General features: G+C 74.9%; 22 protein-coding genes and 1 pseudogene. 16 read left to right on the forward strand and 7 right to left on the reverse strand.

Translation table 11 applies throughout. From position 1 onward, the window contains the following. Positions 1-196: 196 nt before the first annotated feature. The 4 genes from QQY24_RS06890 to QQY24_RS06905 are packed head-to-tail and all read left to right on the forward strand — an operon-like array spanning position 197 to position 4,347. Positions 197-2,854: an ATP-binding protein gene (locus QQY24_RS06890; RefSeq protein WP_301971786.1), complete on the forward strand. Its 2,658-nt coding sequence runs from the start codon at positions 197-199 to the stop codon at positions 2,852-2,854. Then, positions 2,851-3,306, forward strand: a complete 456-nt coding sequence (locus QQY24_RS06895) for a roadblock/LC7 domain-containing protein (RefSeq protein WP_301971787.1) — start codon at positions 2,851-2,853, stop codon at positions 3,304-3,306. The genes QQY24_RS06890 and QQY24_RS06895 overlap by 4 nt, the downstream gene beginning before the upstream one ends. A 38-nt stretch (positions 3,307-3,344) precedes the next feature. After that, positions 3,345-3,761, forward strand: coding sequence for a DUF742 domain-containing protein (locus tag QQY24_RS06900; protein WP_301971788.1), 417 nt, complete (start codon positions 3,345-3,347; stop codon positions 3,759-3,761). Further along, positions 3,748-4,347: an ATP/GTP-binding protein gene (locus QQY24_RS06905; RefSeq protein WP_301971789.1), complete on the forward strand. Its 600-nt coding sequence runs from the start codon at positions 3,748-3,750 to the stop codon at positions 4,345-4,347. The genes QQY24_RS06900 and QQY24_RS06905 overlap by 14 nt, the downstream gene beginning before the upstream one ends. 8 nt (positions 4,348-4,355) lie before the next feature. Here QQY24_RS06905 and QQY24_RS06910 read toward each other — a convergent pair whose 3' ends face one another. From QQY24_RS06910 to QQY24_RS06940, 7 genes are all read right to left on the reverse strand, one after another. Next, positions 4,356-5,024, reverse strand: coding sequence for an ABC transporter permease (locus QQY24_RS06910; RefSeq protein WP_301971790.1), 669 nt, complete (start codon positions 5,022-5,024; stop codon positions 4,356-4,358). After that, positions 5,021-5,674 (reverse strand): ABC transporter permease, encoded by a 654-nt coding sequence (locus tag QQY24_RS06915; RefSeq protein ID WP_301971791.1) that lies wholly within the window; start codon positions 5,672-5,674, stop codon positions 5,021-5,023. Before QQY24_RS06915 ends, QQY24_RS06910 begins: the two co-directional genes overlap by 4 nt. Next, on the reverse strand, positions 5,671-6,810 hold the full coding sequence (locus QQY24_RS06920) for an ABC transporter ATP-binding protein (protein WP_301971792.1): 1,140 nt from the start codon (positions 6,808-6,810) through the stop codon (positions 5,671-5,673). The genes QQY24_RS06915 and QQY24_RS06920 overlap by 4 nt, the downstream gene beginning before the upstream one ends. Positions 6,811-7,068: 258 nt before the next feature. Next, entirely contained in the window at positions 7,069-7,476 is a 408-nt protein-coding gene (msrB, locus tag QQY24_RS06925; protein ID WP_301971793.1) for a peptide-methionine (R)-S-oxide reductase MsrB, read from the reverse strand. A gap of 25 nt (positions 7,477-7,501) precedes the next feature. Further along, entirely contained in the window at positions 7,502-8,893 is a 1,392-nt protein-coding gene (gene murC, locus QQY24_RS06930; protein ID WP_301971794.1) for a UDP-N-acetylmuramate--L-alanine ligase, read from the reverse strand. A gap of 141 nt (positions 8,894-9,034) precedes the next feature. Then, a complete protein-coding gene (locus tag QQY24_RS06935) occupies positions 9,035-9,508 on the reverse strand; it encodes an indole-3-glycerol phosphate synthase (protein WP_301971795.1) in 474 nt (157 codons plus the stop codon). A gap of 155 nt (positions 9,509-9,663) precedes the next feature. Then, positions 9,664-10,479, reverse strand: coding sequence for a pyrimidine reductase family protein (locus QQY24_RS06940; protein WP_301971796.1), 816 nt, complete (start codon positions 10,477-10,479; stop codon positions 9,664-9,666). Positions 10,480-10,516: 37 nt separating this feature from the next. Here QQY24_RS06940 and zapE point away from each other — a divergent pair, with 37 nt between their 5' ends. The 12 genes and pseudogenes from zapE to QQY24_RS07000 all read left to right on the forward strand — a co-directional run. Next, positions 10,517-11,620, forward strand: a complete 1,104-nt coding sequence (gene zapE / locus QQY24_RS06945) for a cell division protein ZapE (RefSeq protein WP_301971797.1) — start codon at positions 10,517-10,519, stop codon at positions 11,618-11,620. A gap of 210 nt (positions 11,621-11,830) precedes the next feature. Beyond that, positions 11,831-12,229, forward strand: coding sequence for a hypothetical protein (locus tag QQY24_RS06950; protein WP_301971798.1), 399 nt, complete (start codon positions 11,831-11,833; stop codon positions 12,227-12,229). Between the two features lie 129 nt (positions 12,230-12,358). Continuing rightward, positions 12,359-12,937 (forward strand): carbonic anhydrase, encoded by a 579-nt coding sequence (locus QQY24_RS06955; protein ID WP_301971799.1) that lies wholly within the window; start codon positions 12,359-12,361, stop codon positions 12,935-12,937. An 8-nt stretch (positions 12,938-12,945) separates the two neighbouring features. Further along, positions 12,946-14,475 (forward strand): SulP family inorganic anion transporter, encoded by a 1,530-nt coding sequence (locus tag QQY24_RS06960; protein WP_301971800.1) that lies wholly within the window; start codon positions 12,946-12,948, stop codon positions 14,473-14,475. A gap of 94 nt (positions 14,476-14,569) precedes the next feature. Beyond that, the gene (locus tag QQY24_RS06965; RefSeq protein WP_301971801.1) at positions 14,570-15,367 is read left to right on the forward strand and encodes a slipin family protein; all 798 of its coding nucleotides are present in this window, start codon (positions 14,570-14,572) and stop codon (positions 15,365-15,367) included. Positions 15,368-15,505: 138 nt separating this feature from the next. Beyond that, a complete protein-coding gene (locus QQY24_RS06970) occupies positions 15,506-16,369 on the forward strand; it encodes a PPK2 family polyphosphate kinase (protein ID WP_301971802.1) in 864 nt (287 codons plus the stop codon). A gap of 295 nt (positions 16,370-16,664) precedes the next feature. Next, a complete protein-coding gene (locus tag QQY24_RS06975) occupies positions 16,665-17,525 on the forward strand; it encodes a polysaccharide deacetylase family protein (RefSeq protein WP_301971803.1) in 861 nt (286 codons plus the stop codon). Positions 17,526-17,544: 19 nt separating this feature from the next. Then, positions 17,545-17,745, forward strand: coding sequence for a hypothetical protein (locus tag QQY24_RS06980; protein WP_301971804.1), 201 nt, complete (start codon positions 17,545-17,547; stop codon positions 17,743-17,745). Between the two features lie 39 nt (positions 17,746-17,784). After that, a complete protein-coding gene (locus QQY24_RS06985; RefSeq protein ID WP_301971805.1) occupies positions 17,785-18,501 on the forward strand; it encodes an aminoacyl-tRNA hydrolase in 717 nt (238 codons plus the stop codon). Positions 18,502-18,711: 210 nt separating this feature from the next. Then, complete coding sequence (locus QQY24_RS06990) at positions 18,712-20,058, forward strand: DUF692 domain-containing protein (RefSeq protein ID WP_301971806.1); 1,347 nt, start codon at positions 18,712-18,714, stop codon at positions 20,056-20,058. Between the two features lie 199 nt (positions 20,059-20,257). Then, complete coding sequence (locus QQY24_RS06995; RefSeq protein WP_301971807.1) at positions 20,258-21,025, forward strand: DUF4142 domain-containing protein; 768 nt, start codon at positions 20,258-20,260, stop codon at positions 21,023-21,025. A gap of 93 nt (positions 21,026-21,118) precedes the next feature. Then, positions 21,119-21,414 (forward strand): annotated as a pseudogene (locus tag QQY24_RS07000) (TIGR04222 domain-containing membrane protein); the annotation flags it as partial. Positions 21,415-21,473: the final 59 nt, after the last annotated feature.

Consider the following 21,473-nt stretch of genomic DNA (forward strand, 5'->3'; position numbering starts at 1 on the left):
TGGGCGCGTTTTCGTGACGCATTCTTGATACGGGACGAGCTGATCGACGCTTCAAGCGCGTTGTACCCTCACGGACATTGATATTCGGTCACGTTGATATCCGGTCGCAGCGGTGCGCAGGGCCCGCTTCGTGTCGTGACGTAGGCGGTTCGGGGGTGGCGACGCCCCCGGGCAAGACACCCACGAGGGAGGCCCGGTGTCCACGACCCAGGTGGACGCGCCCGCTCCGCACGCCCCGGCACCGGGCGCCCGACGGGACTTCGCCGACCGCTGGCCCTTCCGGCGCAAGCTGAACCTGCTCGTCGGCATCCCCCTCGCGGTCATCACCGTCCTGCTGTCGTACCTGATCAGCGACTTGGTGGAGCAGTCGAACAGTGCCCAGGCGGCGGCCCGGCTGGTGCGGGACAGCGCGCAGGTGGCGCGGCTGGTGGACCGTGTCGAGGCCGAGCACCAGCAGGCGATCCTGCTGTCCGCGCACTACGAGTCCGGTTCCGACAGGCCTTCCACGGCCGCCTACCGCGCGGCCCGGGAGGCGGTCGACTCCCAGGTGAGGGCGGTCCGCCGGACGTTCGGCGGGCGTCTCCCGGACCGCGAGGCACAGGCCCTGCGCCAGATCGAGGGCCTGTCGAGCCTGCGCACCTCGGTGGCGGAGGCGTACCTGCCGGCCGACAACATCGACCCGGCGTACGCCGACGCCGCCACCGGCCTGATCGACGGGCTCGGCCTGGACCGCAACCCCGACCTCGCCACCACCTTCACCGGCAACCTGCTGGACTCGCTGCTGCGCGCGGACGCCGCCCACGGCGCCTTCGAGACCAACGTGTTCGCGGCGACCACCGGGGACACCAACGCGCTGATCGAGTTCACCAACGCGGTCGGCGCCCACGACCTCTACACCCACCAGGCCGACCGCTTCACCCGCTTCGCCACCGAGGCGCAGGCCGAGCGGCTCGCCGGGATCGAGCACGCCCCGGCCCAGCGCAACATCGCCGCGTCGTACGCCGAGCTGCAGGTCGACCCCGGCAGGCTGGTGGCGGACGGCCCGCAGGCGATCCGGCGGACGGTCCAGGACGCGCTGGGCGACTACCCCGACTATCCCGCCCAGGCCGCCGCCCGACTGAAGATCACCACCGCGCTGATCGGGCAGATCGCCGACCGCGCCGACGACGCCTCCGACGCCGCCCGCCGGCACGCGGCGCTCCTGCTGGGCGGCGCGTTCCTGGGCTTCGCCCTGTGGATCGCGCTCGCGGTCCTGGTCCGCCGCTCGGTGATCCGGCCGGTGCAGGCCCTGACCGGAGCCGCGCGGGAGGTCGCCGAGGCGGCCGGCCGTGAGCTGGCGCGGGTGGCCGACGACGACACCGAGGACGACGGACCGCCCCGGCTGCGGGACGTGCCGGTCACGGCGCGCGACGAGATCGGCGCCCTGGCCGAGGCGTTCAACCGGGTGCAGGCCAGTGCCGCCGCGCTGCTGGAGCGGCAGGTGCTCAGCCGGCGCAACACCGCCGAGATGTTCGGCAACGTCGGCCGCCGCGTCAGCAACCTGACGACGCGCCAGCTCGCGCTGATCGACGCGGTGGAGCGCGGCGAGACCGACCCGGCGCTGCTGGAACGGCTGTACTCCATCGACCACATCGCCGTACGCCTGCGCCGCAACGCCGACAGCCTCATGCTGCTGGCCGGCATCCGGGAGGCGGTGCTGGACGGCGGGCCCGTGGCCCTGTCCAACGTCGTGCGGGCCGCGCTCGGGCAGATCGAGGGCTTCCGGCGGGTGCGGCTGTACGCCGCCTCGGACGCCGTGATCGAGCCGGACGCCGTCGGCGACCTCACCCTGATGATCGCCGAACTGCTGGAGAACGCCGTGTCGTTCTCCCCGGAGGGCAGTCCCGTCGAGGTGACCGTCGGCTCCGGTGCCGGGGGCGCGCACGTGGTGGTCACCGACCACGGCCTGGGCATGAGCGCCGAGCGCCTCGCCGAGGAGAACGCCCGGCTGATCCGCCGCGAGCGCCTCGACCTGGTGCCGACGAAGGTGCTGGGCCTGTTCGTGGTGGGCGCGCTGGCGCGGCGCTGGGAGATCGGGGTCGAGCTGACCCGTACCCCGGGCGGCGGTGTGACGGCGGAGGTGACCCTCCCGTCCGCCCTGCTGCTGACGACGGGCCCGGCGGCGGACACGCCCGCGGTCCGGCCGGCGGACGCCGGGACGGCGCGCAGGGACCCGGCGGACCCGGCCGCGGGGACCGGGCCGGCGGGCTCCGGCCCCTCCGGTCCGCTCCCGCGCCGGGAGCCGCACCGCCGGGAACCGGTACCGGCCGACGGGCGGGACGCCGGCGCGTCGGCCGCAGGGCCCGGCTCGGGCGCCGCGCCCGCGCCCACCGCGGCCGGCGCACGCGCCGCGCTCCCGGCTCCGGCCGGCGCGCGGGGCGCCGACCCGGTGGCCGGCCCGTCCGGGCAGGACCGGGACCGTGCCGGGCAGGCCCCGTCCGTCCCGGCCTCCCGCGGCGGGACGGGTGCGGCCCCGGAAGGCTCCGGCACCGGCCGCCCCCTGCGCCGCCGGGTCCGGGGGGCCACACTGCGCACGGCCGCCGGCGCCGCCCGGGCCGTCCCGCAGGCGGTGCGCCCGCGGGACGCCGAGGCGGAGCGCGACGAGCTGGAGGAGTTCGAGGCGGCGGTGGAACGCGCCCGGCGCGACAGCGGCGCCGCCGCGCCACGGCCCCTCGAAGCCCCGCCGGCCCCCACGCCCCCCGGTCCCGCACCCACATCCGCACCCGCACCCGCACCCGCACCCACATCCGCACCCCGAGGGACGACGCCCCCCTCGCACGAGCAGAAGCACCTTCCGGAAGGAGTCGAGCAGTGAGTACCCCGACCGGCGGCACCCCGCCGACCGACCTGCAGGCAGCCGCGGCCGACTTCACCTGGCTGCTGAACCGTTTCGCGACCGGGACCGCCGGTGTCGTCGACGCGATCGCCGTCTCCTCCGACGGCCTGCTGATCGCCGTGTCGGAGCTGCGCGAGCGCGCCCACTCCGAGCGGCTCGCGGCGATCGTCTCGGGCATCACCAGCCTGGCCGCCGGCGCCTCCGGCAACTACGGTCTGGGCGGCCTGAACAAGGTCATCATCGACCTGGAGGGCGGTCACGTGATCGTCTCCGCGATCGGCAGCGGCGCCGTCCTCGGCGTGGTCGCCGACAAGGACGCCAAACTCGGCAACATCGCCTACGAGATGACGCTGTTCGCCAACCGGGCCGGTGCCGCGCTCAGTCCGCAGCTCGTCCTCGAACTGAAGAACAGCGTCGGCGCCACGCGCTGACCGGTGCGGCCGGCCACGGAGAGGAGGAGCAGGCAGTCATGGCGGACGGCACCCCGCCCCCGGGCAGCGACCCGGTCGGCCCCGCCCCCGCCGTACGGCCGTTCCTGGTCACCGCGGGCCGGGTGGCGGACGCCTCCTCCGGCCGGGCGATGCCGGTGGAGACGCAGGTGGTGGCCACCGTCGCCGGCCTGGAGGCGCTCGGCGCACTCTCGTTCGAAAGCCGCGACATCGTTGCCGCCTGCCGGCTGCCGCAGTCGCTCGCGGAGGTCGCGGCCCGGCTGCGCCTGCACCTCAACGTGGTCCGCGTGCTCGCCGAGGACCTGCGTGACGCGGGGCGGCTGGCGGTGTACGTGCCCGACGCCGCCTCCACCCACGACGCCTCCGTCCTGCGCAGGGTTATCGATGGCCTGCGGGCCGTCCCCGACTCCCGAGGGGTACTGAGTGACACCGACTGAACCGCTCCTTCGGAGCACGGCCGCGCACACCGCCGTCCGGCCGCCGCTGCCGGTGAAGATGGTGATCGCGGGCGGCTTCGGCGTGGGCAAGACCACCGCCGTCGGCGCGATCTCGGAGATCGAGCCGCTGACCACGGAGGCGTCGATCACCGAGGTCGCGGCGGGGGTGGACGACCTCACGCACACGCCGCGCAAGACCACCACCACGGTGGCCATGGACTTCGGCTGCGTCACCATCGACCCGACGCTGAAGCTGTACCTGTTCGGCACTCCCGGGCAGGAGCGGTTCGGGTTCATGTGGGACGACATCGTGGAGGGCGCGGTCGGCGGGCTGGTCGTCGTCGACACCCGCCGCCTGGACGACTGCTACGCGGCCGTGGACTACTTCGAGCACAAGGGTGTCCCGTTCGCGGTGGCGGTCAACGCCTTCGACGGGGAGGTGGAGCACTCGCTGGACGAGGTCCGCTGGGCGCTGGACGTCTCCGACGGCGTCCCGGTCGTGGTGTTCGACGCCCGAGAGCGCGGCTCGGTGCGGGACGCGCTGCTCGTCGTGCTGGAGCTGGCGCTGGCCCGCACCGGGACGTAGCCGGCGGGTCAGTTGCTCCTGCGCACCCCCGGCGACACCGCGAGCCGGCCGATCAGCCAGAACAGCGCGAGGGTCGTGAGCGCCATCCCGGCGACCAGGGTGGCGCCGCCGACGACCTTCTCGTAGTCCTTCTGGTAGAGGCCGTCGATGATGTACCGGCCGAGGCCGCCGAGGCTGATGTAGGCGGCGATGGTGGCGGTGGAGACGATCTGGATGGTGGCCGTGAGCAGGCCGGTGAGGATCAGCGGGAGCGCGACCGGGAGTTCCACCTGGAACAGCACCCGGGATTCGGACATGCCCATGCCCCGCGCGGCGTCGACCGGGGAGGGGTCGACCGAGCGGACCGCCTCGTAGGTGGTGACCAGGATCGGCGGGACGGCCAGCGCCACCAGCGGGATCATCACCGGCAGCAGGCCGAACCCGATCCAGATGAACAGCAGCACCAGCAGGCCGAAGCTGGGCAGCGCCCGGCCCGTGGTGGCGACCAGCGCGAGGACGTTGCCGCCGCGCCCGGTGTGGCCGGTGACCAGGCCGACGGGCAGTGCGATCACGGCGGCGATCGCCAGGGCCTGCAGGGTGTACCGGACGTGCTCGGCGACCCGGGTGGGGATGCCGTCGTAGCCGTGCCAGTGGGCGCCGTCGCTCAGGAAGGCGTGGACGAAGTGCAGTACGTTCACCGGGCGGCGCCCTTCCTCGGCATCCAGGGGGTCAGCAGCAGCCGGACGAGGATCAGCACGGCGTCGGCGAGGACGGCCAGCGCCGCGATGGTCAGCACCGAGGTCACGGCGAGTTCGGGGCGGTGGTAGATGCTGGCGTCGTTGAGCAGGTTGCCCAGGGCGCCCTGGTTGCCGATGAGCATGCCGACGCTGACGAGGGAGATGCTCGACACGGTGGCCACCCGCAGTCCCGCGATGATCGCCGGTACGGCGATGGGGAGCTGGACCTGGAAGTAACGCCGCACGGGCCCCAGGCCCATGGCGGTGGCGGCGGCCAGGGTCTCCGGCGGCACCGAGCGGACGCCGTCCACGATCGCCGGCACCAGCACCACCAGGCTGTAGAGGGCGAGCGGGATCATCACCGTGGTCTCGGTCTGGCCGGTGTAGTCGATGAGCACCACGAAGAAGGCCAGCGACGGGATGGCGTACAGCACGGTGGTGACGCCGAGGACGGGCGGGTACAGCCAGCGGAAGCGCACGCACAGCTGGGCCAGGGGCAGCGAGACGAGCAGCCCGGCCAGCACCGGCAGCAGGGCCTCGCGCAGGTGCAGGCCGATCAGTCCGGCGTAACTGTGCTGGAGGTCGCTGGGGATGTCGAAGAAGCCGCTCACCGCACGGCCTTCGCGTCGGCACGGTCCGCCACCCGGCCGTGGGCGGCGCGGATCGCCTCCCCGATGGTCTGCTGGGAGACGACGCCGAGGGCGCGTCCCCCGCCGTCCACCGCGACCGCCCACCCGGTCGGCGAGAGCACGGCCCCGTCGAGCGCGGCGCGCAGCGAGTCGGTGCCGGGCACGAACGGCCGCCCGTAAGGCAGCAGCCGCCCGGGGTCGATCGCGCCGGCGGTGAGGTCGTCCGGCGCGCCCCAGCCGAGCGGCCTGCCGTCGGGACCGGTCACGAGGAGGTAGGGGGCGGCCGCGGCCGCGGACCGCTCGGCGAGCTGCGCCGCGCCCGCGTCGATCGCGACGACGGGCGCGCTGAGCAGCCGCAGTTCCCCGGACGGGAAGAAGGACAGCCGGCGGATGCCCCGGTCGGCGCCGAGGAAGTCCTCCACGAAGGCGTCGGCGGGCGCGCTGAGCAGTTCGGCGGGCGGGGCGAACTGGGCCAGCCGGCCGCCGGTGCGCAGCACGGCGACCATCGTGCCGATCTTGATCGCCTCGTCGATGTCGTGGGTGACGAAGACGATGGTCTTGCCCAGTTCGTCCTGCAGGCGCAGGAGTTCGTCCTGCAGGCCCTTGCGCACGACGGGGTCGACGGCGGAGAAGGGCTCGTCCATCAGCAGCACCGGCGGATCGGCGGCGAGCGCCCGGGCCACGCCGACGCGCTGCTGCTGGCCCCCGGAGAGCTGGTACGGGTACCGCGTGGCCAGCGCGGTGTCCAGCCCGACCCGTTCCATCAGTTCCGCGGCGCGCGCCCGCGCCTTCTGCCTGCTCCAGCCCAGCAGGCGGGGCACGGTGGCGATGTTGTCGACGATGGTGCGGTGCTGGAAGAGCCCGGCGTTCTGGATGACGTACCCCATCGACCGACGCAGGGTGTTGACCGGCTGCTGCCGGACGTCCTTGCCGTCGAGGAGGATGCTGCCCTCGGTGGGCTCCACCATCCGGTTGATCATCCGCAGTGTGGTCGTCTTGCCGCAGCCCGAGGGGCCGACGAGGACGGTGATCGAGCGGTCCGGTACCTCCAAGGACAGCCGGTCGACCGCGACCGTGCCGTCCGGGTACCGCTTCGTGACTGAATCTATCCGTATCAAAACGCCGAATACCCTCCGGGTCTGGCAGATTTCTGCCCTCTTTCGGCCACGGTCTTCGATGCGCAGGCCGCTGCGGGGAGAGTCTAGACCGCGAGTGTCCCGGCGCTCCGGCGGCCACGGCGGGCGCCGTGTCCGCACGGGGCACCGGTGACCGGCGCGCCGCCCCCGTACGGGGCCGGGAGGGCGGCCGGACGAGCCCGCCGGGTGCGCGGCGGCCGGGCCCCGCACCGGCCGGGCCCGGCCGCGCGCCGTGCTCGCTCAGCCCCCGTCGGTGGCCAGCCGCAGCGAGACGGAGTTGATGCAGTACCGCTGGTCGGTCGGGGTCGGATAGCCCTCGCCCGCGAAGACGTGGCCCAGGTGGGAACCGCAGCGGGCGCAGCGGACCTCGGTGCGGACCATGCCGTGGGAGCGGTCCTCGACCAGTTCCACCGCGTCGGTGTCCTTCGGGTCGTAGAAACTCGGCCAGCCGCAGTGCGACTCGAACTTGGTGCCGGAGGTGAACAGCTCGGCACCGCAGGCCCGGCAGGAGTAGACGCCCTCGGCCCTGGTGTCCGTGTACTCGCCGGTGAAGGCCGGCTCGGTGGCCCCCTGGCGCAGTACGGCGTACTCCGTCGGGGTCAGCTCCGCCCGCCACTGCTCGTCCGGCTTCTCCACGTCGTACGACATCGAGCCTCAGCCCCTTCCGTGCTGCCTACCGCCGTGCGAGGCGGTCCAGGATCCGCGGGCCCAGGTCGGTCACGTCACCTGCGCCCATGGTGAGAACGAGATCACCGGGCTTCGCCATTCCCGCGACCAGCTCGGGGATCTCCGTCCCGTCGGGCACGGCGGTGACGTCGGCGCCCGCCGCGCGCGCGGCCTCGACGATCAGCTCGCTGGTCACGCCGGGGATCGGGTCCTCGCGGGCCGGGTAGACGTCCAGGACGGCGGAGGCGTCCGCGAGGGCCAGCGCCCGGCCCATCTCCTCGCCCAGCTCCTGGGTGCGGGAGAACAGGTGCGGCTGGAAGACGACGAGGATGCGCGCGTCACCGGCGGCCCCCCGCATGGCCTCCAGGTCGGCGGTCATCTCCGTGGGGTGGTGGGCGTAGGAGTCGATCACCTGGACGCCGGCCGCCTCGCCCTTGAGCTGCAGGCGCCGCTTGACCCCGGTGTACGCGGCGAGCGCGGGCGCCAGCTCGCCGGCCGGGATGCCGAGGGCGGCGCCGGCGGTGAGCGCGGCGACGGCGTTGAGGGCGTAGTGCCGGCCGGGTACGGAGACCGTGAAGGTCAGCTCCTGTCCGTCCAGCCGGGCGGTGACCCGGCTGCGCAGCCCCTGCGGCACGATCGACAGGACCCGGACGTCGGCGTCCTCGGCCTCGCCGTACGTCACCGTCCGCACCGATCCGGCCAGCCGCCGGGTCAGCTCGCGGGCGCCCTCGTGGTCGGCGGAGACCACCAGCGTGCCGCCGGGCACGATCCGGCCGGCGAAGGTCTCGAAGGACGCGTGGATCTCGTCCATCGAGGCGTAGTTGGCGTGGTGGTCCAGCTCGACGTTGAGGACGATGGCGACCTCGGGCGCGTACTTGTGGAAGCTGCGGTCCGACTCGTCCGCCTCGGCGACGAAGAGGTCGCCCTCGCCGTGCAGCGCGTTCGAGCCGGGCGCGTCCAGGTCGCCGCCGATGGCGTACGACGGCCGCAGCCCCAGCTCGGTGAGGGAGACCGCCAGCATGGAGGTGGTGGTGGTCTTGCCGTGGGTGCCGGCCACCGCGACGGGCCGCGCCCCCTCCATCAGCGCGGCCAGCGCGTCGGCCCGGTGCACCACGGGGATGCCCAGCCCGGCGGCGCGGACCAGCTCCGGGTTGTCCTCGCGGATCGCCGACGACACGACGACGCAGCTGGCGTCGTCGGCGAGGTGCGCGGCGGCGTGCCCGACGTGCACGGTGACGCCCAGCGCCCGCAGCGCCCCGACGGTCGCCGACTCCTTGGCGTCGCTGCCGGTGACCTGGGCCCCGCGCTGCGCGAGGATCTTCGCGATCCCCGACATCCCGGCGCCGCCGATGCCGATGAAGTGCGGTCGGTCCATGGCGGCAGGAAGTCCGGGTGCCATGCGCTTTTCTCCCCAAGATCCGGTACGAGGCTGAGCAGCCCTAGCCTATGCGCTGGAGCGCCGGGTGCCGCGCGGGGGACGCACCGCTCCCCGGTCCGGTCCGGACGAGGGACCTGCCCTGCCCGGTCCGGACGAGGGACCCTAGGCCTTGCTGTGGGAGAACAGCTTCAGCACCGGTACGCCCACCCGGTGCCGCGCCCGCGAGGCCCAGTCACGGTGGAAGAACTCCTCCACGTAGTGCGGGTCGGTCAGCACGATCACCTCGTCCGCGCGCACCTCGGCGACCAGCCCCTTCAGCGCGTCCAGCGGGTGCTCCTCGACCAGCCGCCCCTCCGCCCCGCTGCCCGCCGCACGCAGGGCCTGCAAGGACACCTCCAGGGCCCGCTGCCCGACGCTCTTGGCCTCTTCGCCCTCGGGGGTCTCCCCCTCGCGGACGGCTTCGTCCAGTTCGCCGAGCGCGACGTCGTCGATGGCCCGCAGCAGGCGGTCCGCCTGGTCCCCGCGGGGCTGGAGCAGCACGTGGAAGACGACCGGCTCGTCCCCGTGCAAGGTGGTGACGAACTCCACGTCGGCGGACGTCAGGGCCTTCTCGATCATCAGAACGCTTGTGAACACCCGGCGCCTCTTTCTCCTTCGGGGCCCGTCGGCCCTGCGTCCTCCGCGGGCCCGGCAGGGCCCTGCGGAAACCATCCTGCCCCGTGAGCGGACGAGTAGTACCGGACGGGGGGCCGCCCGCCGGAAGTGAAACGGAACGGTCGATTCCACCGATGTCAGACACGCTGGTAGCGGCTGAACAGGAATCCGTCCTCCTCCAGCAGGGACACGAGTGCGAAGCGGTGCGGGACGGCGACGGACGGGCCCCGGGCGATGCGCTGCGCGTCGCCCGCGGTCAGCATCGGCGAGACGGTCAGGCACAGCTCGTCGAGCACACGGGCGGCGACCAGCTGGCCCAGCAGCCGGGGCCCGCCCTCGGTGAGCAGCCGGGTGTGGCCGAGGGCGGCGAGGGCGTCCACCGCGCGGGCGGGGTCGACGGTCCCGCCCGCGCCGGCGACGACCACGCGGGCGCCGGCCCGCTCGGCGGCGGCCACGCGGTCCGGGTCCGCGGCGGCGCCGGTGAGCACGAGCGTGGGCACCAGGGGCGAGGTGAACAGCGGCAGGGAGAAGTCCAGCTCCAGTCCCGCGCTGACGATCGCGACGGCCGGAACCGGGGCCTGTCCGGCGGCCGCTCGGGCGGCCGCGAACTCCGCACGCGCGCGGGCCGGGCGGTACCCCTCCTGCCGTACCGTTTCCGCACCGACCAGGACGACGTCCGCCAGCGCCCGCAGCGTGCCGAAGATCCGCATGTCGGCGGCGCTGGAGATCGGCTGCGAGCGCCCCTCGTGCTGGGCCGCGCCGTCCAGGGACGAGACCATGTTGGCCCTCAGCCACGGCCGGGGGTCGCCGGCGGGGGGTTCCGGGTAGGCGTAGGCGGCGGCCAGCTCGGCGAGGCCCCACTCGTGCCCCCCGCCCCCGGCCGCACCGTCCCCCGGCGTCCCGCCCCGGGCGGGAGCTGCTGTTTCGTCGGTCACAGGGAACAGGCGTCGCATGCCGTGCAGTGTGACACGGCGCTTAGCATGGGTGACCGTGTCCTCCTCCTCCACCGCCCCCGGAACCGGCCCCCTGACCGGCGCGGAACCGCTGTCCCTGTGCTCGCGCGAGCCCCGCGTCCCCGCGGACCGGCTGGTCGCCGAGATGGTGCCGCCGCCCCGCTTCGACTCGGTCCGCTTCTCGACGTACGTCCCGGACGCCGGCCGGCCGAGCCAGACCGAGGCCGTACGGGTGCTGGAGGGTTTCGCGGCCGGGCTCGGCGGCGCGCAGCCCCCGGGCACCGGCCGGCGCGGCCTGTTCGGGTTCGGCAGGTCCAGGGCGTCCAGGACCCCGGCCGGCCCCCGCGGCGTCTACCTCGACGGCGGCTACGGCGTCGGCAAGACCCACCTGCTCGCCTCCCTCTGGCACGCCGCCCCCGCCGAGCCCGCCCGCAAGGCGTTCGGCACCTTCGTGGAGCTGACCAACCTGGTCGGCGCCCTCGGCTTCCAGGAGACGGTGCGGACCCTGTCCGGTCACAGCCTGCTATGCATCGACGAGTTCGAGCTGGACGACCCCGGCGACACGGTCCTGGTGTCGACGCTGCTCGGCAGGCTGGTCGAGGCGGGCGTGGCGCTCGCCGCCACCTCCAACACGCTGCCCGGCAGGCTCGGCGAGGGCCGGTTCGCGGCGGCCGACTTCCTGCGCGAGATCCAGGGCCTGTCGGCCCACTTCCGCACCCTGCGCATCGACGGCGAGGACTACCGGCACCGCGGCCTGCCTAAGGCGCCGGCGCCGTTCACCGACGAGGAGGTCGCGAAGGCGGCCCGCGCCACCGCGGGCGCCTCCCTGGACGGCTTCCCGCAGCTGCTGGAGCACCTGGCCAGGGTGCACCCGAGCCGGTACGGCGCGCTGACCGACGGGGTGACGGCGGTGTGCCTCACCGGCGTGCGGCCGGTACCGGACCAGTCGACGGCGCTGCGGCTGGTGGTGCTGGCCGACCGGCTCTACGACCGGGAGGTCCCGGTGCTGGCCTCGGGCCTGCCGTTCGACCGGCTGTTCAGCGAGGAGATGCTGAACGGCGGCTACCGCAAGAAGTACTTCCGCGCGATGTCCCGGCTCACCGCGCTGGCCCGGGAGGCCGAGGGGCTCGTCACCCCGTAGCGACCGTGCGCACCACCGTCCACTAAACGGCCACCCCTTCGCGGGTCAAGGGCCGTTTCTCGCCATGCGACCCGCACTTTTCACGCTCTTTCACGCGCGCAACCCGCCGTTGACCCCGCAAAGGACTGCGGACGGCTAACGTACTTCTTGACCAACCGTTGACCAAGACTTGGTCAGCGCAAAAGACGTGGACGTCGGGGAGGTGGGCCCATGTTCCGAGGCACGGGGGCCCGGACCGCACTCGCCCTCCTCGCCGCCGCCCTGCTCGCCCTGCAGTTCCTCGCACCCACGGGAACCTTCGCTTCCGCGCACACACTCGGTCATGCGAAGGCCAAGGCCGGGCCTGGAATCACCCCCTCCACGCAGCCGGCGCGCGCCGGAGCGGACACCCTCCGCGAGCCGCGCCACCCGCATCGGCCCGTGACCACCGTGCCGTGCCTGCGCGACCGGCAGCGCGGCCCCGCCTCCGCCGGGGCACCCGAGCGCGCGCCGATATCCCGGCAGGCCGCCGCACCGCACCCGCCCGGCGCGTGCGGTGCCCCGCACGAGCACGCCACGAGACCCCCCGGGGCCCGCACTCCGGCGGCCCTCCAGGTCCTGCGCTGCTGAGAGCGGGCCCCCGCTCTCCCTCCCCTCCCCCACGGCCGGCGTCCCGCTCCCGGGACCGCCGCGCCCACCCCATGACCGTCGTCCGAGTCCGACGCGCCGCCACGGCGCGCCAGGAGGAGTCCGCCCATCATGCAGCCCCTCATCGACAACGCCCGTACGTTCGGACAGCGCCCTGAGGAGTTCGCCGAACTCGCCGGGGGCCAGTCCCCGCAGGCGCTGTTCATCACCTGCTCCGACTCCCGGGTCGTCCCGGCCCTGATCACGGGCGCCCGCCCCGGCGAGCTGTTCGAGCTGCGCACCGCGGGCAACATCGTCCCGCCGTACGACTCGCCGCATCCCACCGGCGAGGCCGCCACCATCGAGTACGCCGTGGAGGTGCTCGGCGTCCGCGACATCGTCGTCTGCGGCCACTCGCACTGCGGCGCCGTCGGCGCGCTCGTGCGCGGCGACGACCTGACCGCCGTGCCCGCCGTGCGCGACTGGCTGGCACACGCCACTCCGCGCCCGGTCGGGGCGGCCGAGGACCCGGAGGTCGCCGAGGGCGTCCAGAGCCACGTCCTGACCCAGCTGCTGCGGCTGCGTTCGTACCCGTGCGTGGAGCGGAAGCTGGCACGGGGCGGGCTCGGCCTGCACGGCTGGTACTACGAGGTGCACACCGGCACCGTCCGCACGCACCGTCCGCAGACCGACACCTTCGAAGCCCTGTGAGCGCGCCGATGAGCAGCAACACCACCGCACGCACGTCCCGTTTACCCTTCCTGCGGCAGGACTTCGCCGCCTCCCTCGTCGTCTTCCTGGTCGCGCTGCCGCTGTGCGTGGGCGTGGCCGTCGCCTCCGGGGTGCCGGCGGAACTGGGCCTGGTCACCGGCATCGTGGGCGGCCTCGTCACCGGCCTGATGCGCGGCAGCAGCCTGCAGGTGTCGGGGCCGGCCGCCGGACTGACCGTGCTCGTCTTCGAGGCGGTCGAGGAGTTCGGGCTGCCGATGCTCGGCCTCCTCGTGCTCACCACCGGTCTGCTCCAGGTCCTCATGGGGGCACTGCGGCTGGGCCGGTACTTCCGGGCCATCTCGGTGTCGGTCGTCGAGGGCATGCTGGCCGGAATCGGCCTGGTGCTGATAGCCGGTCAGCTCTACCCGGCCATGGCGACGAAGGCCCCCGACTCGGGCCTGGGCAAGATGGCCGGCCTGCCGGGGGCGTTCGCGGACGCCCTCGGCAACGGGGACGCGCTCGTCCCGCTCGCCCTGTGCGCGGGCACGGTGGCGGTCCTGGTCCTGTGGAAGCACCTGCCGGCGAAGGTGCGGACGGTGCCCGGTCCGCTCGCCGCGGTGGGGCTCGCCACGCTGGCCGTGCTCGCGCTGGACCTGCCGGTGGCGACCGTGGAGGTGAAGGGGCTGCTGGACGCGGTCCAGCCGCCGCCGCTCGGCTCCGTCACCGAACTGGCGGGCCTCGGGGTGCTCGGCACGGTCGTGGCGTTCACGCTGATCGCGTCCGCCGAGTCGCTGTTCAGCGCGGCGGCCGTGGACCGGCTGCACGACGGCCCGCGCACCCGCTACGACCAGGAGCTGATGGCCCAGGGCGCGGGCAACACCGTGTGCGGGCTGCTCGGCGCGCTGCCCATGACCGCGGTGATCGTGCGCAGCGCGGCCAACGTCCAGGCGGGCGCCCGGACGAAGGCCTCGCGCGTCCTGCACGGCGTGTGGCTGCTGCTGTTCGCCGCGCTGCTGCCGGGCGTGCTCGCCTACTTCCCCGTCCCGGCCCTGGCCGGCGTGCTGATCCACGCGGGCGCCAAGCTGGTGCCGGTCCGGACGCTGGCGGTGCTGTGGCGTGAACACCGGGGCGAGGCGCTGATCCTCATGGTCACGGCCGTGTCGATCGTCGCCGTCAGCATGTTCGAGGGCGTGCTCGTCGGGTTGGCGCTGTCGGTCGTCAAGACGGCGTGGGAGGCCTCGCACATCAAGCTGGAGGTGGTCGACGGGGGCACCGGCCCGGTCCGGGCGTCCCTGTCGGGCAACGCCACCTTCCTGCGGCTGCCGAGGATCCTCGACACCCTGGAGTCGCTGCCCCAGGACCGCCCGGTGCGGCTGGACCTCAGCGGCCTGCACCACCTGGACCACGCCTGCCGCACGGCCCTGGAGAACTGGGCCCAGCGGCACAGCGCGGCGGGCACGGAACCGGTGCGGGTCACCGCGCTGCGGCTCGGGGCCGCGCCCCGGCCCGTCGAGGCGGCGGGAGGCACGGGGGCCTGAGACACCGCGGCCCGGGCGCCGCCCATGGCTTCCGCCCCGAACCGGGCATATCGTGGCACCAGCGGACACAACAGGCCTCTTCGAGGAGGTCCCCATGCTCCAGATCCTGCTGAGTGCCCTCGTGGCGGTCGCCTGCGCCGGCCTCGTGTACCTGGCGATGGCGGCGCGGGTGGTCAAGCAGTACGAACGGGGGGTGCTGTTCCGGCTGGGGCGGGTCACGGGAGAGGTGCGGTCGCCCGGGCTGACGCTGGTCATTCCCTTCGTGGACCGGCTGCACAAGGTCAACATGCAGATCGTCACGCTGCCGGTCCCCGCCCAGGAGGGCATCACCCGCGACAACGTGACCGTGCGCGTGGACGCGGTCGTCTACTTCCGGGTGGTCGACGCGGCCAGCGCGCTGGTGAAGGTTGAGGACTACCGGTTCGCGGTCTCGCAGATGGCCCAGACCTCGCTCAGGTCGATCATCGGCAAGAGCGACCTGGACGACCTGCTGTCCAACCGGGAGCAGCTCAACCAGGGCCTGGAGCTGATGATCGACAGTCCGGCCGTCGGCTGGGGCATCCAGGTCGACCGGGTGGAGATCAAGGACGTGTCCCTGCCGGACACGATGAAGCGGTCCATGGCCCGCCAGGCCGAGGCGGACCGCGAGCGCCGGGCCCGGATCATCAACGCCGACGCCGAGTTGCAGGCCTCCCGGAAGCTGGCCGAGGCCGCCGAGCAGATGTCCGAGACCCCGGCCGCCCTCCAACTGCGGCTGCTGCAGACGATCGTGGCGGTCGCGGCGGAGAAGAACTCCACCCTCGTCCTGCCGTTCCCGGTGGAGCTGCTGCGCTTCCTGGAGCGGGCGCAGCTGCCCGTGCCGGACGGGCAGGCGGGAACGCGCTCCGGCTAGGCCCCGCTCCGGCGGAGCGCGCCAGTGTCCGTGCCGGGGCCCCGGCACGGACACTGGCGCGCTCCGCCGGAGCGGCGCACCATCGAGGTCCGGCCGCCGATCGGGCCGCCGGGGCAGCCGGTCCGGAAGGGGCACCGCATGACGAAGAAGGGGGCCGGGGAGCAGGAGCTGCGGACGCGGCTGCGCCTGCCGCCCGGCGAGCCGGTCGACCTGTCCGCGCACGACACCCGGGCGACCCCGGGCGACCCCGGTGGCAAGGACGCCGCGCTCGCGCAGACCGGGCGCATGGGCAGGCGCCTGGCCGCCCTGCAGGACCGGCTGTGGGCGGCGTCCACCGCGGGCGACCGCCGCCGGGTGCTGCTGGTGCTGCAGGGCATGGACACCAGCGGCAAGGGCGGCACGGTCAAGCACGTGGCCGGCCTGCTGAACCCGGCCGGCTGCCGGGTCCGGGCCTTCAGGGCGCCCACCGCCGAGGAGCGCGCGCACGACTTCCTGTGGCGGGTGCGGCGCGCGCTGCCGCGGCCCGGGGAGATCGGCATCTTCGACCGCTCGCACTACGAGGACGTCCTGGTCGCCCGGGTGCGGCACCTCGCCGTGCCCGCCGAGATCGGCAGCCGCTACGGCCGGATCAACGACTTCGAGCGGTCCCTCGCCGACGACGGCGTGACCGTCGTCAAGTGCTTCCTGCACCTCTCCGCGCAGGAGCAGCGGCGGCGCCTGCTGCGCCGCCTGGACCGGCCCGACAAGCGCTGGAAGTTCGACCCCGGTGACATCGAGGACCGCGCGCTGTGGCCCGCCTACCAGGAGGCGTACGCGACCGTGCTGGAGCGCTGCGCCGGACCGCACGCGCCCTGGTACCTGGTGCCGGCGGACCGCAAGTGGTACCGCAACTGGGCGGTCTGCCGGCTGCTGCTGGAGCACCTGCGGGACCTCGACCCCCGGTACCCGGAGGCGGACTTCGACGTGGCCGCCTGCCGGGAGCGGCTGACGCGGCACACGTGAGGCGGGCCGGGCGGGTACCCGGCGCCCATGCGCGAGATGCGGCGGATCACCGAGTCGTACTGGCTCAGGACCGCCCCCGGACCGTCCCGTCCCGCCCTGGCCGGCGACCTCGACGTCGACGTGGCCGTCGTCACCGGCGAGCACTTCACCCCGGCACCGGCGACCCGGCCGCCGGCTTCGACCGCCTCGCCGCCTGGGCGGTGCCCGTGGCGCGGGGCCGCCGTGCGGGTGACGGCGGCCCGCGCCACGGACGTATCGGAACACACAACCGGATATCGAGTCCTATTTTCATACGGTGATCGCACCAGTACGCCGCGTCGCCGCCCTCTGCGCCCTGGGCGCGGCCCTCGCCGCCTGCGGCACCGCGGGCGCCCCGGCCGCCGACCGCCCGGCCCCCGCCCGGGCCTCCGGTCCCGCCCCCGCCACCCCGTCCGCCGCGCGGCCCCCGGTGCTCGCCCCCGGCCCGGGCGGCCTGACACCCGTCTTCGCCCACGGCCCGCGCACCCTGGGCAGGACCGTCGCGCTGACCTTCGACGCCGACATGACCGCCGACCAGGGGCCCCGCGCCGCCTCCGGCGAGCACTTCGACAACCCCGGGCTGATCGGTGCCCTGCGCGCGCTGGAGGTGCCGGCGACGGTCTTCATGACCGGCCGCTGGGCCGACCAGTACCCGGACCAGGCCCGCTCCCTGGGCCACGACCCGCAGTTCGAGATCGCCAACCACTCCTACAGCCACTACGCGTTCACCGCCGACTGCTACGGCCTGCCGACCGTCTCCGGCGACCGGATGCGGGCGGACGTCGAGCGGGCGTACACCTCCCTGCGCAACGCCGGGGTGCCCCACCCGCTGCCGTACTTCCGCTTCCCCGGCGGCTGCTACGACGACGAGGCGCTGCGCGCGCTCAGCGCGTCCGGGGTGACCGCGGTGCAGTGGGACGTGGTGGGCGGGGACGCGTTCGCCACGGACGCCGACGCGGTCGTTTGGCAGGTGCTGGACGGGGTGCGGCCCGGATCGGTCGTCGTCCTGCACTGCACCCGCAGCGCCGCCCCGACCACCGAGCGGGTCGTGCGCGCGGTCGTACCGGAGCTGCGCGGGCGGGGCTACCGGTTCGTGAAGGTCTCCGAGCTGATCGGCGAGAGCGGCGGCCACCGGTGAGCGTCCTACCCTCGGGGACATGAGCGAGGAGGACGGCACCGCGTACTGCACGACCGCCGGACCGGCCGGACCCGCCGGACCGGCCCCGGCCGACGGCCCGCCGTACGCGGAGTGCGTGCTGTGCCGGGAGCCGACGGAGTACCCGGAGTCGTACCGGGGCATCACCCTGTGCCCCGTCTGCGAGTGGCAGGAGGCGCAGCGCACGGCCTGTTCGGGGTGAGCGCGGGGCGGCGGGCGGGGCCCCTTAGGGTGGGCTCCCGTGAACCACGTTCCCACGCCCCCGGGCGACAGTCCCTTCCGGCCCGGGCGCACGCCCCGCGACGAGGCGCCGCAGTACGTGCTGCCCCTGGTGGTGCGGATCGAGCGCGGCGCTCCCCCCGCCCGGACGGACGCGCTGGAGACCGCCGCGCGCGCGGTGGTGCTCCTGCTCGGCGACGAGCGGGCGACCGGGGACGGGGAGTGGGCCCGGGCGGTGCGGGACTGGGAGGACGCCCGGATACGGAAGGTCGTCCGGCGCGCCCGGGGCGCCGAGTGGCGGCGGGCCGGGGCACTGCCCGGCATCACGGTGACCGGCAGGTCCGCGGAGGTGCGGGTCTTCGTGCCCGTCCCGCTGGACGGCTGGCCCAAGGACCTGGCGAAGCTCCAGGTCTCCGGCACGGAGCTGGACGATCCCGAGCCGCCCGCCGGGGCCGACCCCGCCCAGCCGGTGCTGTGGCTGAACCCGGACCTGGAGATGTCGGCCGGCAAGGCGATGGCCCAGGCGGGCCACGGGGCCCAGCTGGCCTGGTGGGCGCTGCCGGACGAGGCGCGCGCGGCCTGGCGGGACGCGGGCTTCCCGCTGGCGGTACGGACCGCCGGGCCCGCCCACTGGCGCCGGCTGACCGGCGCCGGGCTGCCGCTGGTGCGGGACGCGGGCTTCACGGAGATCGCACCGGGCTCCTGCACGGTGGTCGCCGACCACCCCGCGCTGCGGTAGGCCCTGGACGGGCACCGGGCGGCCGGGCCGGTGCACCGGCGCAGCCCGGCACGGGCGGGGGCGGGCGTGCCCGTTCCCTTCTCCCCTCCCCCGCTCCCCCGCTCCCCCGCTCCCCGGGAACCTCAAATGTTGCTCTGAAGGCGGGGCACCGGGGGTTCCGGGGCGGTCGGCGGGGTCATACCCCCTGCACGCGCAGGAGGGGGACGGGTCATGCGGGGACTGGGTACGGGGATCGGCTGGCGGCCGGAGATCGCGGACGCCGTGGAGCGCATGCCGGGCATCGACTGGGTGGAGGTCGTGGCGGAGAACGTCTGTCCCGGCCACCTGCCCGAGTCGCTGCTCCGGCTGCGCGAGCGCGGGGTGACCGTGGTCCCGCACGGCGTCTCCCTCGGCCTCGGCGGCGCCGGCCGGCCCGACGAGGAGCGGCTGGCGGCGCTCGCCGAGCGGGCGGAGGCACTGGGCGCGCCGCTGGTCACCGAGCACATCGCGTTCGTCCGGGCGGGCGGCCCGCTCACCGCCTCCCCGCCCCTGGAGGCGGGCCACCTGCTGCCCGTGCCGCGCACCCGGGACGCCCTCGACGTGCTGTGCGAGAACGTGCGGATCGCGCAGGAGGCGCTGCCGGTGCCGCTGGCCCTGGAGAACATCGCCGCGCTGTTCTCCTGGCCGGGCGAGGAGATGAGCGAGGGGCGCTTCCTCGCCGAGCTGGTCGAGCGGACCGGCGTACGGCTGCTCATCGACGTGGCCAACCTGCACACCAACCGCGTGAACCGGGGCGAGGACCCGGTGCGGACACTGGACGCGCTGCCCCTGGAGGCCCTGGCCTACGTGCACGTCGCGGGCGGTTTCGAGCGCGACGGGGTCTGGCACGACAGCCACGCCCACCCCGTGCCGCGCCCGGTGCTCGACATCCTGGCCGACCTCGCCGCGCGGACCGTGCCGCCCGGCGTGCTGCTGGAACGGGACGAAGACTTCCCCGGGCCGGCGGAGCTGGAGGAAGAACTGGAGGCGATCCGGCACGCCGTGCGGGCGGGGCGCGGGCGCTCCGGGACGGACGCGGGGCGGCCGGCGCCCGCGGGGCGGGCGGACGCCGCCGGACCGGCGGGTGACAACGCCGGTCCGGCGGGGGGTGTCGCCGTCCCGGTACCGCCGCGGGCCCGGGAGCGGCTCGGCGTCGCGCAGACCGCGGTGCTGTCCTCGCTGGTGGCGGGAACGCCGGTGCCGGAGGGGTTCGACCGGGTGCGGATGCGGGTGCAGGCGCGGGCACTCGCGGCGAAGCGGGCGGACGTGGTCGCGAAGGTGGCGCCCGAGCTGCCGGTGATCCTCGGGGAGGGGTACCGGGAGGCGTTCCTGGAATACGCGTGCCGGCGGCCGATGAGCGGGGGGTACCGGCGGGACGCGCTGGACTTCGCGGGGCTGCTGCTGAAGACCGGGCGGCCGGCGGACGCCGGGGCCCGGCGCGCGCTGCGGGCCTGGTGGCTGGACCGGGCCGGCCCGGCGCCCGGGTCCCGCGGCCGGCTGGCGGCACGGGCCCGGAAGGCGCTCCTGCGCGGGAGCTGAGCGGACCGGGCCGCTCCCCGGCGCCGGCGGGGAGCGGCGGCCGGCGGGGGCGCCGTCGCGCGGAGTGCGGGCCGTCGGCCCGCGGCCTCCCGCACGGACCCGGCCCGCGCCCGGGGACGGCCCGCGGGCCGGGGCGGCCGTCCGCGTAATATGCCAATCCCGCACCCGGCGTCCCCCGGTGTGCGGTGCAGGAGGCACCATGCGACCGCGTCCCCCCGTCGAGGGCCGGGGCCCGCTCAGCGGCACCGGACTCGTCATCACCGCTCTGGCGGCGACAGCCGTCGCGCTGCTCTACCCCCTCTGGTCGTACGCCGACCGCCCGGCGGCGGCCGGTGCGGGCGTGCTGAGCGCGCGGACCGTGACGACCCCGTACGGCCCGCTGTCCGCGCAGGACCGGGACTTCGTCACCAAGGTCCGCCTCGCCGGCCTGTGGGAGCTGCCCGCCGGACAGCTCGCGGAGCGCAAGGGGACCACCCGGGCCGTGCGCGAGGCGGGCCATCACCTCGTGAACGGGCACACCGCGCTGGACGCCCACGCCCGGACCGTCGCCTCCCGGCTCGGTGTCCGCCTGCCCAACGAGCCCAACGCGCAGCAGGAGCAGTGGCTCGCCACCCTGACCGAGGCCCGGGGCCAGGAGTTCGACCGGCGGTTCGCGGACATCCTGCGGCTCGCGCACGGCCGGGTGTTCTCCCTGGTCGCGCAGGTCCGGGCCGGCACCCGGAACGCACTGGTGCGGGACCTCGCCGACGACGCCAACGCGACCGTCCTGGACCACATCAGGATCCTGGAGGCGACGGGTTACGTCGACTTCTCGGCGCTCGCCCGGGACCTGGCCCGATCCCCGTCGCCCGTGCCCCCGCCCCCGGCGGTCGACCCCGCCTCCGCGGTTCCGGTCACGCCCTCCCCGTCCGCGCCGGACGCGCTGCCGCCCGCCACCGCCGCCCCGCCGCCGTCCGGCACCCCCTGACCCGCGGGCGGAACGGAACGTGACCCGCCGACGCCCGGTCCGGATGCTGAACAGGGCATGGCGGTTCCCGGTCCGTCGGCACAGGAACACGTCATGTTCTGGCTTCTCCTGCTGCTCCTGGCCCGGGCCCTGGCCGGGCTCGCGTGCGTCCGCCTGTGCCTGGCGGCCGTCCGCGCCGCGGAGGGGGACCGGGCCGCACACCGGCGCCGGACCGCGGGCACGGCCTGCCGCTGTACGGGGCGGCGTTCCTCTCCGGCGGCCCCGCGCGGGTCGTCGACCCGACCATGGCCGCCATGGCCCGCGGGCGGCGGCTGCTGCTCGCGCACACCGGCTGGGTCACCGTGGTGGTCCGGCGGTCCGACGTCGGGCGGTCCTTCCTCGTCTCCGTCGCCGTGCGGGGCGTCCGCGCGGTCGGTGGACCGGAACCGCGCGCGGCCTTCGCCCACCG

Source organism: Streptomyces sp. TG1A-8, assembly GCF_030499535.1.
GTDB lineage: Bacteria > Actinomycetota > Actinomycetes > Streptomycetales > Streptomycetaceae > Streptomyces.